The sequence below is a fragment of the Pseudomonas sp. GW821-FHT09E12 genome (assembly GCF_059416085.1).
Window position 1 is genome coordinate 460,672 of sequence record NZ_JBWKOM010000001.1, and the last position, 15,707, is coordinate 476,378.

13 protein-coding genes are annotated in these 15,707 nt (G+C 64.6%); 12 read left to right on the top strand and 1 reads right to left on the bottom strand.

Going from position 1 to position 15,707, the window contains the following annotated elements:
- The first annotated feature begins 6 nt into the window (after positions 1-6).
- The 12 genes from AC07PQ_RS02160 (at position 7) to AC07PQ_RS02215 (ending at position 14,567) form a co-directional block, all read left to right on the top strand.
- Positions 7-135: a hypothetical protein gene (locus AC07PQ_RS02160; protein ID WP_493184589.1), complete on the top strand. Its 129-nt coding sequence runs from the start codon at positions 7-9 to the stop codon at positions 133-135.
- Positions 123-638 carry a type VI secretion system baseplate subunit TssE gene (tssE, locus tag AC07PQ_RS02165; protein ID WP_007923472.1) on the top strand — a complete coding sequence of 172 codons (516 nt, stop codon included), beginning with the start codon at positions 123-125 and terminating at the stop codon, positions 636-638. The genes AC07PQ_RS02160 and tssE overlap by 13 nt, the downstream gene beginning before the upstream one ends.
- Positions 635-2,494 (top strand): type VI secretion system baseplate subunit TssF, encoded by a 1,860-nt coding sequence (gene tssF / locus AC07PQ_RS02170; protein WP_493184588.1) that lies wholly within the window; start codon positions 635-637, stop codon positions 2,492-2,494. The genes tssE and tssF overlap by 4 nt, the downstream gene beginning before the upstream one ends.
- On the top strand, positions 2,476-3,510 hold the full coding sequence (gene tssG, locus AC07PQ_RS02175) for a type VI secretion system baseplate subunit TssG (protein WP_493184587.1): 1,035 nt from the start codon (positions 2,476-2,478) through the stop codon (positions 3,508-3,510). Before tssF ends, tssG begins: the two co-directional genes overlap by 19 nt.
- The gene (gene tssH / locus AC07PQ_RS02180) at positions 3,503-6,226 is read left to right on the top strand and encodes a type VI secretion system ATPase TssH (protein WP_493184586.1); all 2,724 of its coding nucleotides are present in this window, start codon (positions 3,503-3,505) and stop codon (positions 6,224-6,226) included. Before tssG ends, tssH begins: the two co-directional genes overlap by 8 nt.
- A 30-nt stretch (positions 6,227-6,256) precedes the next feature.
- A complete protein-coding gene (locus AC07PQ_RS02185) occupies positions 6,257-8,482 on the top strand; it encodes a type VI secretion system Vgr family protein (protein ID WP_009044346.1) in 2,226 nt (741 codons plus the stop codon).
- Between the two features lie 130 nt (positions 8,483-8,612).
- Positions 8,613-9,059, top strand: coding sequence for a DUF6484 domain-containing protein (locus tag AC07PQ_RS02190; RefSeq protein WP_493184585.1), 447 nt, complete (start codon positions 8,613-8,615; stop codon positions 9,057-9,059).
- A 15-nt stretch (positions 9,060-9,074) separates the two neighbouring features.
- On the top strand, positions 9,075-10,187 hold the full coding sequence (locus AC07PQ_RS02195) for a DUF2169 family type VI secretion system accessory protein (RefSeq protein WP_493184584.1): 1,113 nt from the start codon (positions 9,075-9,077) through the stop codon (positions 10,185-10,187).
- A complete protein-coding gene (locus tag AC07PQ_RS02200; RefSeq protein WP_493184863.1) occupies positions 10,184-11,224 on the top strand; it encodes a hypothetical protein in 1,041 nt (346 codons plus the stop codon). The genes AC07PQ_RS02195 and AC07PQ_RS02200 overlap by 4 nt, the downstream gene beginning before the upstream one ends.
- Positions 11,224-12,231: a PAAR-like domain-containing protein gene (locus AC07PQ_RS02205; protein WP_493184583.1), complete on the top strand. Its 1,008-nt coding sequence runs from the start codon at positions 11,224-11,226 to the stop codon at positions 12,229-12,231. Before AC07PQ_RS02200 ends, AC07PQ_RS02205 begins: the two co-directional genes overlap by 1 nt.
- Before the next feature lie 103 nt (positions 12,232-12,334).
- The gene (locus AC07PQ_RS02210) at positions 12,335-13,249 is read left to right on the top strand and encodes a hypothetical protein (RefSeq protein WP_493184582.1); all 915 of its coding nucleotides are present in this window, start codon (positions 12,335-12,337) and stop codon (positions 13,247-13,249) included.
- A gap of 61 nt (positions 13,250-13,310) precedes the next feature.
- On the top strand, positions 13,311-14,567 hold the full coding sequence (locus tag AC07PQ_RS02215) for a TIGR02270 family protein (protein WP_493184581.1): 1,257 nt from the start codon (positions 13,311-13,313) through the stop codon (positions 14,565-14,567).
- Between the two features lie 74 nt (positions 14,568-14,641).
- On the opposite strand, the gene AC07PQ_RS02220 is transcribed toward AC07PQ_RS02215, so the two are convergent.
- Positions 14,642-15,547 (bottom strand): LysR family transcriptional regulator, encoded by a 906-nt coding sequence (locus AC07PQ_RS02220; RefSeq protein WP_492571100.1) that lies wholly within the window; start codon positions 15,545-15,547, stop codon positions 14,642-14,644.
- Positions 15,548-15,707 lie beyond the last annotated feature (160 nt).

The window sequence follows — 15,707 nt, forward strand, 5'->3', positions numbered from 1 at the left end:
ATGGCGATGAACGCCGAGGAGCCGGTGCACGCCGTCGGCCAGCGCCCGTTGACCACCGACAACGGCGAAACCGGGCTGTTCGAACGGTACAGCCTCAGCTTCACCGACAGGGATAACCGAAGATGGCCGAGCTGACCCTGCAAGAACGCCTGCAACCCTCGTTGCTCGATCGCCTGACCGACGACGATCCGCACAACCCGAAAGAAGCCGCCGAGCGCCGCGTCATGTCGATGTCCCAGCTGAAAGCTTGCGTGCTGCGCGATCTGGCCTGGCTGTTCAACACCTGCGTGCTGTTCGATCCGGAACAGGCCGCGCAGATGCCGGCGGGCAACTCGGTGCTGAATTTCGGCCTGCCGCCCCTGGCCGGGCATACCGCCTCGAGTGTCGATGTACAGGCCATCGAAGCCTTGTTCAGCGACACCATCGCCGCCTTTGAGCCGCGCATCCTCAAAGGCTCGTTGAAGGTTCGCGCGCAACTCGACGGCAATGACATGAGTCACAACGCCCTGAGCTTCGAGATCGAGGGCGATCTGTGGGCCGAGCCGGTGCCCCTGCGCTTGCTGCTCAGCACCGCCCTCGACCTGGAAACCGGACACGTCAAGGTGACGCCGGCCGAGCCCGTCAGGAGACGCCGATGAACCCGCGCATGCTCGAGTATTACAACCAGGAGCTGCAGCATATCCGCGAGAGCGCCGCCGAGTTCGCCCAGGAGTTCCCCAAGATCGCCAGCCGCCTGACCCTGTCCGACATCGAATGCGCCGACCCCTATGTCGAGCGTCTGCTGGAGGGCTTCGCCTACCTGAGCGCGCGGGTCCACCTGAAGCTGGACGCCGAATACCCGACCTTTACCCACAATCTGCTGGAAGTCGCCTACCCCCATTATCTGGCGCCAACGCCTTCGGTGGTGGTGGTCCAACTGGTCGCCGACCCCAACGAGGGCTCACTGACCAGCGGCTTCACGGTCGAACGCCACGCCGCCCTGCGCGGCCAGCTGGGCCATGGCGAGCAGACCGCCTGCGAATACCGTAGCGCCCATGCCGTGACGCTGTGGCCATTGCAGGTCAGCCATGCCGAATACTTCGGCAACCCGGCCGCGACCCTCGGCCGACTTGCCGCCAGCGAACCCAAGGCCAAGGCCGGGTTGCGCCTGCGCCTGCGCTGCGGCGCCGGGTTGCCGTTCAACGCCCTGGCGCTGGACAGCCTGCCGCTCTACCTCAACGGCGCCGACGAGCAACCTTTCCGTCTGTACGAGCAACTGCTCGGCAACGCCTGCGCGGTGTTTATCAAGAGCATCGATGGCGACTGGGCCGAGCGCTTGCCTCTGGAAAGCCTCAAGGCGCGCGGCTTCGACGATCGGGACGCGGTGCTGCCGGTGGTGCCCCGGGCCTTCCAGGGGTATCGCCTGCTGCAGGAATATTTCGCCCTGCCCAATCGTTTTTTGTTCGTCGACTTCACCGGGCTGAGCGCCGGTGTGCAGCGCTGCACCAGCCAGGAACTGGAGGTGGTGGTGCTGTTCGATCGCCTCGACAGCACCCTGGAAGGCACGGTGTCGGCGACCCAGTTCGTGCCCTTCTGCACCCCGGCGGTGAACCTGTTTGCACGCCGCACCGATCGCATTCACCTGAGCGAGCGGGTGCATGAGCACCAGGTGATCGCCGACCGCACCCGGCCGCTGGATTTCGAGATCCATTCCCTGACCCAGGTCACCGGCCATGGCAGCGGCCCCGAGCAGCCGTTCCAGCCGTTCTATGCGATCCGCGACCCGCTGCGTTATGGCCGCGAGCAGGCCTACTACATCGTCCGCCGCGAGCCGCGCCGCTTGTCCAGCCAGCAACGGCGGCGCGGGCCACGCTCGACCTATATCGGCAGCGAAACCTTCGTCTCGCTGGTGGATGTCAACCAGGCGCCCTATCGCCACGACTTGCGCCAGCTCGGTCTCAGCGCCCTGTGCACCAACCGCGACCTGCCGCTGCTGATGCCGGTGGGTACCGGCAAAAGCGATTTCACCCTGGAAGACAGCGCCCCGGTGCTGGCCGTGCGCTGCCTGGCCGGACCAAGCCGGCCGCGGCCGAGCCGCGCGCACGATGCCAGCGCCTGGCGGCTGATCAGCCAGCTTTCGCTGAACTACCTGTCGCTGAGCGAACAGGGCCAGGGGGCCGCGGCGCTGCGCGAACTGCTGCGCCTGTACGGCGACCCCGGCGATGCGGCGCTGCAGTTGCAAATCGAGGGCCTGCGCCAGGTGCGCAGCACGCCCTGCACCCGCCGGTTGCCGATGCCGGGACCGATCGTGTTTGGCCGTGGCCTGGAGATCAGCCTGGAGTTCGACGAAAACGCCTTCCGCGGTACCGGCGTGTACCTGCTGGGCGCGGTGTTCGAGCGTTTCCTGGCCCGTTACGTGTCGATCAACAGCTTCACCGAAACCGTACTGCGCACCACCGAGCGCGGCGAAATCATGCGATGGCAGGCGCACCCCGGATGTCGACCGAACCTCTGAAACCGCTGCACAGCATCGAGCGGATGGCCGACGAGCCCTGGGCCTACGACTTCTTCCAGGCGCTACGGCGCATCGAGTGCGAGGCCAGCGACCGGCCGCGCATCGGCCATTCCCTGCGCTTGCACGACGACCCGCTGCGCCTGGGGCAGAAACCCGACTGCGGCTTCGCCCCCTCGACCCTGGCCAGCATCGAGGCCGACCCCGAGGGCGCCGCGCCGCGCATCGAGCAGTTGTTCTTCGGCCTCACCGGGCCCAACGGCCCGCTGCCGCTGCACCTGACCGAATACGCCCGCGATCGCCAGCGCAACAACGACGACGCCAGCTTCACGCGCTTTCTCGACGTGTTCAATCACCGCTTGTTGTGCCTGTTCTACCGCGCCTGGGCCGAGGCGCGGCCGACCGTCAGCCATGACCGCCCCGCCCACGACTACTGGTCGATGCGCCTGGCCGCGCTGTCCGGGCGGGGCATGACCAGCCTGCTCGGCCAGGGCCCGATCGCCGACTCGGCGCGTTACCACTTCACCGGCCACCTGGCGGCGCAAACCCGCTACCCGGACGGCTTGCGCGCCATCCTGGAAGACTATTTCGGCGTGCCGGTGAGCATCGAGGAATACGTCGGCCAGTGGCTGGAGCTGCCGCAGCGCAGCCAGCTGGGCGTGGCGCTCTGCTCGCTCGGCAGCGACCTGAGCCTGGGCACCCACGTCTGGGATCGCCAGCATAAATTCCGCATCCGCCTGGGGCCTTTGAGCCTGGAGCAATACCGCCGCCTGCTGCCCGGCCAGGAAAGCTTCGGCGAACTGGCCGCCTGGGTCGCCGAGTACCAGGGCGAGGAGCTGGATTGGGAAGTCAATCTGCTGCTGCGGCACCAGGAAGTGCCGCGCATCGATCTCGACGGCCAGACCCGCCTGGGCTTCGACACCTGGCTCGGCAGCCCGTCGACGGATGCCGGCGACCTGCTGCTGGCCCGCGAATACGCCAGCCATACCACCCCCTCAAGGAGCAGCAATCATGAGTGAGATCAGCCGCGCCGCGCTGTTCGGCAAGTTGAACAGCCCGGCCTACAAGGCCATCGAAGCCGCCACCGTGTTCTGCAAACTGCGCGGCAACCCCTATGTGGAACTGGTGCATTGGCTGCATCAGCTCCTGCAATTGCAGGACTCTGACCTGCACCGCCTGGTCCGCCAGTTCAGCCTCGACCCGGCGCGCCTGTCCAGGGATATCACCGACGCCCTGGACCGCCTGCCGCGCGGCTCGACCTCGATCACCGACTTGTCCTTGCAGGTCGAGGAAGCCGCGGAGCGCGGCTGGGTCTATGGCAGTTTGCTGTTCGGCGAGAGCCAGGTGCGCAGCGCCTACCTGGTCGTCGGCATGCTCAAGACACCAAGCCTGCGCCACGCCCTCTCGGCCATCTCCCGCGAGTTCGACAAGATCAAGGTGGAGCACCTGATCGAGCGCTTCGACGAGTACCTTGGCGACTCGCCGGAAAACGGCCTGGCCGCCAGCGACGGTTTCAACGCTAGCGCCGCGCCGGGCGAAGCGAGCGGCGCCCTGGCGCCCAGCGCGCTGGGCAAGCAGGAGGCGCTCAAGCGCTTTACTGTGGACCTCACCGAACAGGCCCGCAGCGGCAAGCTCGACCCCATAGTCGGGCGCGACGAGGAGATTCGCCAACTGGTCGACATCCTCATGCGCCGCCGGCAGAACAACCCCATCCTCACCGGCGAAGCCGGGGTCGGCAAGACCGCGGTGGTCGAGGGCTTCGCCCTGCGTATCGTCGCCGGCGACGTGCCGCCGAGCCTCAAGGACGTCGAACTGCGCACCCTGGACGTCGGCCTGCTGCAAGCCGGCGCGAGCATGAAGGGCGAGTTCGAACAGCGCCTGCGCCAGGTCATCGAGGATGTGCAGGCCTCGCCCAAGCCTATCATCCTGTTTATCGACGAGGCCCATACCCTGGTCGGTGCCGGCGGCGCGGCCGGTACCGGCGATGCCGCCAACCTGCTCAAGCCGGCCCTGGCCCGTGGCACCCTGCGCACCGTGGCGGCAACCACCTGGGCCGAATACAAAAAGCACATCGAGAAGGACCCGGCCCTGACCCGGCGCTTCCAGGTGGTGCAGGTCGACGAGCCGTCCGAGGCCAAGGCGATCCTGATGATGCGCGGCGTCGCCTCGACCATGGAGCAGCACCACAAGGTGCAGATCCTCGACGAGGCGCTGGAGGCCTCGGTCAAGCTGTCGCACCGTTATATTCCGGCCCGGCAGCTGCCGGACAAATCGGTGAGCCTGCTCGACACCGCCTGCGCGCGGGTCGCCATCAGCCTGCATGCGGTACCGGCTCAAGTGGACGACAGCCGCCGACGCATCGAGGCGCTGAGCACCGAGCAGGCGATCATCGGCCGCGAGCAGGCCATTGGCATCGCCATCGGCACTCGCCAGCAGGAGGTCGAGGCGGCCCTCGCCGAGGAACGCCAACGCCTGGCGACCCTGGAAGGTCGCTGGAGCGAAGAGAAAGCCCTGGTCGATGAACTGCTGGCGACCCGCGCCACCCTGCGCGCCGCCGCCGAACCGCTGGACGACAGCGGTAGCGAGGCCGATACGCCATCGCCACAGCTGGCTGAAGCCGAACGCACGGCATTGCGCGACAAGCTCGGCGACCTGCAGAGCCGCCTCGCGGCCTTGCAGGGCGAAAACCCGTTGATCCTGCCCACCGTGGATTACCAGGCGGTCGCCGCGGTGGTCGCCGACTGGACCGGCATCCCGGTCGGGCGCATGGCGCGCAACGAAATCGACACCGTGCTCAGGCTCGACGAGCACATGAAAAAACGCATCATCGGCCAGGACCATGCCCTGGCGATGATCGCCAAGCGCATCCAGACCTCGCGCGCCGGGCTGGACAACCCCAGCAAACCGATTGGCGTGTTCCTCCTCGCCGGAACCTCGGGCGTGGGCAAGACCGAAACCGCCCTGGCCCTGGCCGAGGCCCTGTACGGCGGCGAGCAGAACATCATCACCATCAACATGAGCGAGTTCCAGGAGGCGCACACCGTCTCCACCCTCAAGGGCGCCCCGCCCGGCTATGTCGGTTACGGCGAAGGCGGCGTGCTGACCGAGGCGGTGCGGCGCAAACCCTACAGCGTGGTGTTGCTGGACGAGGTGGAAAAGGCCCACCCGGACGTGCACGAAATCTTCTTCCAGGTGTTCGACAAGGGGGTGATGGAGGACGGCGAAGGCCGCCTGATCGACTTCAAGAACTGCCTGATCCTGCTCACCACCAATGCCGGCACCGAGATGATCGCCAGCCTGTGCCGCGACCCGCAACGGCTGCCCGATCCCGATGCCATCGCCAAGGCGCTGCGCGAGCCGTTGCTCCAGGTATTCCCGCCGGCCCTGCTCGGGCGCCTGGTGACCGTCCCCTACTACCCGCTGAGCGACGAGATGCTCAAGGCCATCACCCGCCTGCAACTGGAACGGATCAAGCGGCGCGTGGAAAGCGGGCACAAGGTGCCCTTCGCCTACGACGACAGCGTGGTCGACCTGATCGTCTCGCGTTGCACCGAGATCGAGAGCGGCGGACGGATGATCGACGCCATCCTGACCAATACCCTGTTGCCGGACATGAGCCGGGAGTTTCTCACCCGCATGCTCGAGGGCAAGCCGCTGGCGGGCGTGCGCATCAGCCAACGGGACAATGCGCTGCATTACGCATTCGACCCGCATGTTGGCGAGACGACCGACTGACGCCCGAACGCGAGCCGGAGGAAGCCGTTTATGGCAATCACGCAAAGCACCCGCCTGGTGCAGGTCGACAGCCCCCTCGGTGGCGAGGTCCTGCTGCTGCAGGGCATGGAAGGCAGCGAGGAGCTGGGGCGGTTGTTCCATTACGAACTGGACCTCACGTCCGAAGATCGGGCGATCAAGTTCGACCAGTTGCTGGGCAAGCCGATGGGCCTGACCCTGGAGCTGCACGGCGGCGGCAAACGCTACTTCCACGGTATTGCCTGCGGCTGCCGGCAACTGACCGGCCACGGCCAGTTCGCCGGTTATCGGGTCAGCCTGCGGCCCTGGTTCTGGCTGCTCACGCGCACCTCGGACTGCCGGATTTTCCAGAACAAGACGGTGCCGGACATCATCAAGCAAGTGTTCCGCGACCTCGGTTTCTCCGATTTCGAAGACAACCTGAGCGGCAGTTACCGCGAGTGGGAATACTGCGTGCAATACCGCGAAACCAGCTTCGACTTCATCAGCCGGCTGATGGAGCAGGAAGGCATCTACTACTACTTCCGCCATGAGAAAGCGCGTCACGTGTTGGTGCTGGCCGACGCCTACGGCGCCCACTCGACGGTGGCCGACTACGCCTCGGTGCCCTTCTACCCGCCCGACCAGCAGATGCGCGAGCGCGACCACTTCTACGACTGGCAACTGGCGCGGGAAGTCCAGCCGGGCTCGCTGGCGTTGAACGACTACGACTTCCAGCGCCCCGGCGCCAGCCTCGAAGTGCGCTCCAGCGTGTCGCGCAGCCACAGCAACGGCGACCATCCGCTCTACGACTACCCAGGCGAATACGTCCAGAGCAAGGATGGCGAGCATTACGCACGCACCCGTATCCAGGCCATCCACAGCCAGTTCGAACGCGTGCAGTTGCGCGGTCGTGCGCGAGGCCTGGGCTGCGGGCATCTGTTCAAGCTGACCGGCTACGAGCGCGCCGACCAGAATCGCGAATACCTGGTGGTGGTCGCACGCTACCAGATCCGCCAGGAGCTTTATGAAAGCGGGCAACTGGACCTGGCCGAGCAGTTCACCAGCGAACTGGACTGCATGGATGCCAGCCAGGCCTTCCGCCCCCTGCCCCTGACGCCCCTACCGATTGTCCGCGGGCCGCAGACCGCCAGGGTGGTAGGCCCCGCTGGCGAGGAGATCTGGACCGACCAGTATGGCCGGGTCAAGGTGCATTTCTATTGGGATCGCCACGACCAGTCCAACGAAAACAGCTCCTGCTGGATGCGCGTGTCACAGGCCTGGGCCGGCAAGAACTGGGGGTCGGTGCAGATCCCGCGGATCGGCCAGGAAGTGATAGTCGGTTTCCTCGAAGGCGACCCGGACCGCCCGATCATCACCGGCCGGGTCTATAACGCCGAACAGACCGTGCCCTACGAGCTGCCGGCCAATGCCACCCAGAGCGGGGTGAAAAGCCGCTCGAGCAAGGAGGGCTCGCCCGCCAACTTCAATGAAATCCGCATGGAGGACAAGAAAGGCGCGGAGCAGTTGTTCATCCACGCCGAGAAGAACCAGGACATCGAGGTCGAGAACGACGAGACCCACTGGGTCGGCCACGACCGCAGCAAGACCATCGACAACGACGAAACCGTGCACGTCAAACACGACCGCACCGAAACCGTCGATAACAACGAAACCATCACCATAGGCGTGGATCGCAAGGAAAAGGTCGGCAATAACGAGACCATCTCCATCGGGGTGAACCGCACCGAGGATGTCGGCAGCGACGAGAAAATCACCATCGGCGCCAATCGCACCGAGAAGGTGGGCAACAACGAGACCATCACCATCGGCGCGGACCGCACGGAAAAGGTCGGTGCCAACGAAACCATCAGCATCGTCAGCAACCGCACCGAGGACGTGGGCGGCAACGAGACCATCGACATCACCGGCAACCGCAATGAAACGGTCAAGGGCAACGAAGGTATCGAGATCAACGGCAACCAGAGCACCCAGATCGGCCAGAACGAATCCCGCGACGTATCCCAGAACCGCACCACCAACATCCAGCAGAACGACAGCCTGGACGTCGGCAAGAACTTCTCCCTCACCGCCGGCGACTCCATCACCCTGACCACGGGCGCGGCCAGCATCACCATGAAGAAGGACGGCACCATCATGATTCGCGGCAAGGACATCACCATCGACGGCTCCGGCGCCATCAACATCAAGGCCAACCGGAACGTGGTGGTCAAGGGCCAGAAGATCCTGCAGAACTAGGGTCTGTACGAAAAGTCGGCGAGCGAAGGTCAGGCAAGCCTGTTTTTAACGCAGCATGGCCCGCGTAGCGCCGAGGGCGCCCAGCGCACAGCCACTTTTCGTACAGAGCCAGCACAGTGGAGGTATGTATATGACGGTTCAACACCCGCTACCCATACAGGCCCGCATCGATGCAGTGGTCATCGGTACCCTGCTCGAGCTGCCGCACGCCAGTACGCCCAGGGTCCTTTACCCGGGCTGCCCGGATGGCAGCGGCGTCGTTGCCCGCTGCACCGCGCGGCTTGGCCCCGCGGATATCGGCGGCCAGGTGGCGCTGATGTTCGAAGGCGGCGACCCGGCTTGCCCATTGGTGATCGGCCGCCTGCTCGGCACGGATACCCCGCCCGAGCCCGTCGCCCACGTGCGGCTGGACGAGCAGTGCCTGGAACTGAGCGCCGAACGCGAGATCGTGCTGCGTTGCGGCAAGGCCAGCATCACCCTGACCCGCGCGGGCAAGGTGATCATCCAGGGCGTCTACCTGTCCAGCCGCTCCAGCGGGGTCAACCGCATCAAGGGCGGTTCGGTGCAGATCAACTAGACAGGTATCCGGCCTATGGAACTGCTCAACGCCAGCCAACTGCTTGCGGCCTATACCCAGGGCCTGGCGCCCGATGGCCGCGAATCCCTGGTGGTGGTGGCCAAGGGCACATTCAACCTGCCTCTGGACGGCCGCGCGGCCACCCTCGCCGACACCCAGCAACCGCTGCTGATGGCCGACACTTTTCTCGGTGAGCCCGGCCTCAGCGCGCCGCTGCAGGAAATGGACTTCGCCCCGGTCAAGCCATGCTGCGATGTCCTGGTGCGCGGCAAGGCCTACGCCCCAGGTGGGCGCCCCGTGACGCAACTGACCGCAGGCATTCGCGTCGGGCGGATGAGCAAGGCTTTTTCCGTCCTCGGCCCACGGCAATGGCAGTCGGGGCTGTTGGGCGTTGCTCCCGGCTTGCCGCAGCCGTTTACCGAGCAGGACATCTCCTACGCCCGGGCGTTTGGCGGCAGCCATCCGATCGCCAACGACCCCCAATTACGCCACTGCTACCTGGACAATCCGACCGGTTGCGGCTGGTACCCGCGCAGCGCCGACAGTGCCGACATCGTCGGCATGCCGATGCCGAGCACCGAGGAGTTGGGCAAACCGATCGACAGTCCCTCTGGCGACTTCCGCCCCATGGCCCTCGGCCCCCTTGGCCGTGGCTGGCCACAACGCGCCCGCTTCGCCGGCACCTACGACGAGGCCTGGCTGGCCGACTGCTTTCCCTTTCTGCCGGCGGATTTCGACCACCACTACTTTCAGGCGGCCCCTGAGGATCAGCAAACCCACTACCTGCGCGGTGGCGAGGATGTGCTGTTGCTCAACCTCACGCCCCAGGAGCGCGCGGGCTTTCGCATTCCCCAGATGGAGGTGCCGGTAACCTTCTTTCTGAAGAAAGGCGGCCATGAAACCGTGCAGGCGGTGATCGACACCCTGCTGATCGACACCGACACGTGCCAGGTGCAGTTGACCTGGCGTGTCTCCCGTCCGCTACAACGCAACATGTTCGAGATCGCTCAGGTGCTGGTCGGCACTATGTCCACGGGCTGGTGGCGCGCCCGCGAACTGGGCAAGGATTACTACCCGTCGCTGTCGGCCCTGGTGAAAGCCAAACGCACGCCCGAGGAGACGCCCTGATGACCGCGCTGTGCATCATCGGCTCCGGCATGGTCAGCGCCGTAGGCCTTAGCGCCCCCGCGAGCTGCGCGGCGATCCGTTGCGCTATCGATAACTTCCAGGAGACCCGCTTTATCGACCGCGGCGGCGAATGGCTGATCGCTGCCAGCGTGCCCCTGGAACAGCCCTGGCGCGGGCGCAGCAAGCTGGTCAAGATGGCGGCGCGGGCCATCGCCGAGGCGCTGCAGGGCACGCCGGGCGTCGACCCGGAGCAAACCCCGCTGCTGCTCGGGGTGGCGGAGGCCGACCGCCCCGGCCGTCTCGACGGCCTGGACCTCAGCCTGCTGCACGACATTGAGCATGAGCTGGGCGTGCGTTTTCATGGCAGCTCCAATGTCATTCCCCGTGGTCGGGTCAGCGGCGCGGTCGCCCTGCTCAATGCGCGCAAACTGATTTACCAGCAAGGCCATCGCCACGTGCTGATCGCCGGCGTCGACTCCTTCCTCAGCGGAGCGACCCTGGCCGCTTTCGAAGAGCGCGAACGCCTGCTCACCAGCCAGAACTCCAACGGTTTTATCCCCGGCGAAGGTGCCGCCGCCGTGCTGGTCAACGCCCCGACCGCCAGCGAAGCACCGCAGCTGGCCTGCATCGGCCTGGGTTTCGGCGTGGAAAAAGCCACGGTGGAGGCCGAAGACCTTCCGCTGCGCGCCGACGGCCTGACCCAGGCCGTGCGCGCGGCCCTGAGCGAAGCCGGCTGCGGGTTGGAGCAGATGGACTACCGCCTGACCGATATCTCCGGCGAGCAGTACTACTTCAAGGAAGCCTCCCTGGCCCTGAGCCGCACCCTGCGGGTGCGCAAGGAATTCTTCCACCTCTGGCACCCCGCCGACTGCATCGGCGAAACCGGCGCCGCCATCGGCCCGGCGATGCTCGCCGTGGCCCTGGCCGCCAGCCGCAAGGGCTACGGCGAAGGCCCGAATATCTTCTGCCATCTCGGCAACGACGCCGGCCAACGCGCCGCCGCGCTGCTCAGTTATCAGACTGTGAGGGCTGCGTGATGGGCAACGAGGTGTATGCCAACAATATGGAAGTTTCCTGCAAGGCGGCGGATGGGAAATCCATCGCTTGTTTCCCCGATGTCTGCTTTACCCCGCCTCAGGCGCCGCCGACTCCGACAGGGGTGCCCATTCCCTACCCCAATACGGGTATGGCGAAGGACACCACCAATGGCACGCGTACAGTAAAAATTACCGGAAAAGAGGTGATGCTTAAGGACAAGAGTTACTTCAAGACCAGTTACGGCGACGAGGCCGGATGCGCGCCGAAAAAGGGGGTGATCACCAGCAAAATCAAGGGAAAAGTGTACTTCACCGCTTGGTCGATGAATGTGAAGTTCGAGGGCGAAAACGTGGTCCGTAATCTCGACCTGACCACCCATAACCACGGCTCGACCTCGAACACCGGGCCTTGGCCCTACTCAGACGCGATAGCCATGGATAAGGCCAGACATCCCTGCCGCGGGATGGCTAAACAGATTAAAAGCGACTGCACGGGCGCCACCGACTACAGCGCCAAATGCTGCAAGGCGCGCAAATGCTTGGTCATGCCTAAGGAGCCGAACCGCTGTTGCAACGGTTTCGACGGAAAACAAATGACGGGGCATCACCTCTTACCCTCCAAAGAGTTCGTGGCTCACGAAGGCCGTGGAGCGCCGGATGCCGCAACCAATTACGTTTCCAACAAAGCGCCCTGTCTGTGCGTGGAAGGAACCAGCCACTCAAAACGCACGGAACACGGCCAGGTTGGCTGTAACTACACCGTTGAGCGAAACAATTGGCTGAACAACCCTGCCAATCAAAACAAAACCTACACCTTGGCTGTGGGCTGCGCTGTGGGAGCCAAATCAGCGGTGGGCAAAGTGAAAGTGCCACGCGGAGCAGAAGGGTGTGATGAGAAGTGTTTGAAAAAACAATTGGATACAGGCCACGCCAAGATGAGTTTGACCGTAGGTCCCAACGACCCGCTGCCGCGAGCCAAACAGCCACGCCGACCGATGCGAACCTGATGCTCGGAACCTGTTTCGGCTCTCGCGAGGCAAGGATAAAAGCGCAGAAGGATCGCCAAACCGCAGCAACTTTGAGACAGATTCTTAATAAAGGAAGCCGCCCATGAATGACATTTCAGACTCCGAATTCATCCAAGATGCCTTTATCCAGGAAGGCGTAAGCCCCACACCCGATGTTTTCATCCTCGCTTGCACTGTTGGCGATGACTATGACGACCCCAAGAACCGAGTAGGCGTTAAGAAGGGTGACCTCTGGCTCGACTTTTCCTTGGCCGGCGAAGCGATATTGTCGATCGATGCGAGCGCCGACGGCATCGCCTATGTATTAGGGGAGAACGGCACCATTGTCCGTTTCAATTGGAAGCACCCTGCAACCAAGGATGAGTTGGGCGCGTCCCGAACGCTGTTTCCAAACCTGCCGGTATACGACAAAGGACCGTTACGGCGGATACGCATCATTGGCAGCGATGTGATCTGCGCAGGCTCAGTCGGGCAAGTTTACTGGTTGAACAATGAGAAAATCGAAGCGCTACCGCCCCTCAGAGTCGAGGGCAATTACGTCACCATCGAAGACATCGCCGGCACCAGCAGAAACGATTTCGTTGCCGTCACATCCGACGGCTATGCCGCACACTTCAACGGCAAACGCTGGGCAACGCTGGATATTCCGACCAATACCGACCTAACCAGCATCTGCCCCCTTGCAGGCCAGAGCTATGCAATTTCAGGTGGCGATGGCGTGGTTCTGATTGGCTCGGGCGACCAGTGGCAAGTCCTCAACCATGACGATGAAGAGCGACACTATTGGGGTATAGCGTCCCATGCCGGTTCTATTTACGCGGCTCATCTTGCGGGGATTGACAAAGTATCGGGGGAAGACCTCATCGCGCTGAAAATACCGAACAGCAAGAAGCTGCAATTCACCGTTCTGCGCAGCAGCGACTGGGGCGTTTGGTCATTTGCCGAGCGCACTGTTGGGCTCATTCAGAACGATCGATGGCAAACAGTCATGAGTTAATGCTTCGACTACTGCCCCAATTCTGCTCATCTTACTCAAGCCTCAGAGGCTGACCGATCATATGTTTATCGCTCAGGTTATAGACCAACATGCCGAAGAAGCCGCCTTCCTCGCCGGCCTGCGCGACTATGCCGTGCGAGCGCCCCACTATGACCTCAAGCACTTGACCACCCTGGACAACCGCATCGAAGCCCATCTGGATGGTCTGCGCATAGCGGGTTTACCCGGACTGGAGGCCTTGTCGCAGCAACTGAGCCCCAACGCACGGGGCGAGGTATTTGCCGCCACGGTGCTGTCCTTCGAAACAAACAATGCGACAGCCATGAGCATCCTGGTCGAGCATGTACGCCTGCATACGGGCAGCGAGCGCTTTATGGCTGCGGCCTTGGGTTGGCTCGACTGGGAGCGGGTATCGCCCTGGATCGAGCGCATGCTCGCCTCCCCCGAGCCCCTGTTCCGCCGCCTGGGCCTGGCCGCCTGCGGTATGCACCGCCACGATCCCGGCTCCGCCCTGCTGGCCGGACTGTCCCATGCCGACCCCGGCGTGCTGGCGCGGGCCGCCCGTACTGCCGGCGAGCTGCGCCGTCGTGACCTGATGTCGGCGGTTCGTGCCCACCGCCAGCATCAGGAGGCAGCCCCACGCTTCTGGGCCAACTGGGCCACCGCGCAGATGGGCGATGAAGAAGCGCTGGAGCCGCTGCGCCAGTTCGCCGAGCAACCGGGCGAATTCCAGTACCGCGCGCTCTGCGTATGGCTGGCCTGGCAAAAGCGCGAGTACAGCATCGCCTGGATCCGCCAGTTGATGCAGAACCCCGAGCAGCGGCGCATCGGCATCCAGGCCGTCGGGCTGCTGGGCGACCCGGTCAGTGTGCCCTGGCTGATCCAGCAGATGGGCGACCTGCTGCATGCCCGCGTCGCTGGCGAGGCCTTCAGCCTGATGACTGGCGCCGACCTGGCGCTGCTCGATCTGGAATTGCAGGAGCTGCCGGACTTCGATGCCGGGCCGAACGACGACCCTGAGGATGCCAATGTCGCCATGGACCCCGATGAGAACCTGCCCTGGCCCGACCCACCGTTGATCGCCGCCTGGTGGCAAGCCCATGCAGGCGATTTCCAGGCGGGCGTGGGTTATGTGCTGGGGCTGCGACAGAGCGAAAGCAGTTATCGGCAAGCGCTTGTCCAAGGGCAGCAACGCCAGCGTATCGCCGCGGCATGCGGCATCGCTCGCTTGCGGCCGACCGAAGTGCTGTTCCCCACCAGCGCACCCGCCTGGCGGCAAAAGGCATTGTTGGGAGAGCCGGCGGGGTTCGGGCGCTGAGCCGGCAGCTGCCCCGGATGGCACCGGGCTACACCAGACAGCCCCCACTAACGCCAGCGCATTCTCCCCACGCCTTATCGCGCGACCGAAGCCACGCCGCGATTCAGCTGTTCGCGCAGGAACTCGATAAACACCTGCACCGGCCGCGAACCCTGGCGGTGCTGCGGGTAGACCGCCGACAAGGCCAGGGGCGCGGGCTCGAAGCCGTCCAGCACCGACACCAACAGCCCGTCCTTGAGCGCGGCCTCGACGATAAAGGTCGGCAGGTAGGTAATGCCCATGCCGGCGATGGCCGCGTCCTTGAGCAATTCGCCGTTGTTGACCCGCATCCTGCCGGTGACGTTGACCAGCAAGGGCTTGTTGCCCTGCCCTTCGAAACGCCACTGCACCTGGCGGCCGTGGCCGTAGGGCAAGCAGTCGTGGCCCTGCAACTCCTCGGGCCTGAACGGGGTGCCGCGCTCGGCCAGGTACGCCGGGCTGGCGCAATACACCCGCTGGATCGAGGCGATGCGCCGGGCGATCAGCGTCGAATCTTCCAGCACGCCGATGCGCAAGGCCAGGTCGTAGCCCTCGCCGAGCAAGTCCACCGGCCGGTCGCTGAGATCGATCTCGACCGCGACATCGCGATAACGCCGCAGGAACAGCGGCAACAGCTCCCCCAGATGGGCCATGGCGAACGACAGCGGCGCGCTCAGGCGAATGGTGCCCCGGGGTTCGACGGTCTGGCCGGCGATGCCCTGCTCCACCTGTTCGACTTCGCTGAGCAGGCGCAGGGCCGACTCGTAGTAGCTCTGGCCCAGAGGCGTCACGTCCAGGCGCCGGGTCGAGCGATTGAGCAGGCGCACGCCCAGGCGCTCTTCCAGCTGCATCAGGCGCCGGCTGACGAACTGCTTGGACAGGCCCAGCTGATCCGCCGCCGCGGTGAAGCTGCCGGCATCCATGACCTGGCAAAAAATACGCATGTCTTCGAACGGGTTCATTGTCACTCTCTGGTTGACAGCTGAACGCTTTATAGCCGCTTTTTCGCGTTCCGGCACCTCATTCCACCTGGGAAACCACATCGCCTGGTTTTACGACGGCTGCGCCGCCGATCGCAGCCTGCGGCAGCGGCTACAAGGACCGCGATGCCTGTGTAGCCGC

What these genes read in the sequence shown, in the direction of transcription:
- AC07PQ_RS02160 (WP_493184589.1), top strand. Translation starts at nt 7, where the DNA reads ATGAACGCCGAGGAGCCGGTGCACGCCGTCGGCCAGCGCCCGTTGACC.
- tssE (WP_007923472.1), top strand. Translation starts at nt 123, where the DNA reads ATGGCCGAGCTGACCCTGCAAGAACGCCTGCAACCCTCGTTGCTCGAT.
- tssF (WP_493184588.1), top strand. Translation starts at nt 635, where the DNA reads ATGAACCCGCGCATGCTCGAGTATTACAACCAGGAGCTGCAGCATATC.
- tssG (WP_493184587.1), top strand. Translation starts at nt 2,476, where the DNA reads ATGTCGACCGAACCTCTGAAACCGCTGCACAGCATCGAGCGGATGGCC.
- tssH (WP_493184586.1), top strand. Translation starts at nt 3,503, where the DNA reads ATGAGTGAGATCAGCCGCGCCGCGCTGTTCGGCAAGTTGAACAGCCCG.
- AC07PQ_RS02185 (WP_009044346.1), top strand. Translation starts at nt 6,257, where the DNA reads ATGGCAATCACGCAAAGCACCCGCCTGGTGCAGGTCGACAGCCCCCTC.
- AC07PQ_RS02190 (WP_493184585.1), top strand. Translation starts at nt 8,613, where the DNA reads ATGACGGTTCAACACCCGCTACCCATACAGGCCCGCATCGATGCAGTG.
- AC07PQ_RS02195 (WP_493184584.1), top strand. Translation starts at nt 9,075, where the DNA reads ATGGAACTGCTCAACGCCAGCCAACTGCTTGCGGCCTATACCCAGGGC.
- AC07PQ_RS02205 (WP_493184583.1), top strand. Translation starts at nt 11,224, where the DNA reads ATGGGCAACGAGGTGTATGCCAACAATATGGAAGTTTCCTGCAAGGCG.
- AC07PQ_RS02210 (WP_493184582.1), top strand. Translation starts at nt 12,335, where the DNA reads ATGAATGACATTTCAGACTCCGAATTCATCCAAGATGCCTTTATCCAG.
- AC07PQ_RS02215 (WP_493184581.1), top strand. Translation starts at nt 13,311, where the DNA reads ATGTTTATCGCTCAGGTTATAGACCAACATGCCGAAGAAGCCGCCTTC.
- AC07PQ_RS02220 (WP_492571100.1), bottom strand. Translation starts at nt 15,547, where the DNA reads ATGAACCCGTTCGAAGACATGCGTATTTTTTGCCAGGTCATGGATGCC.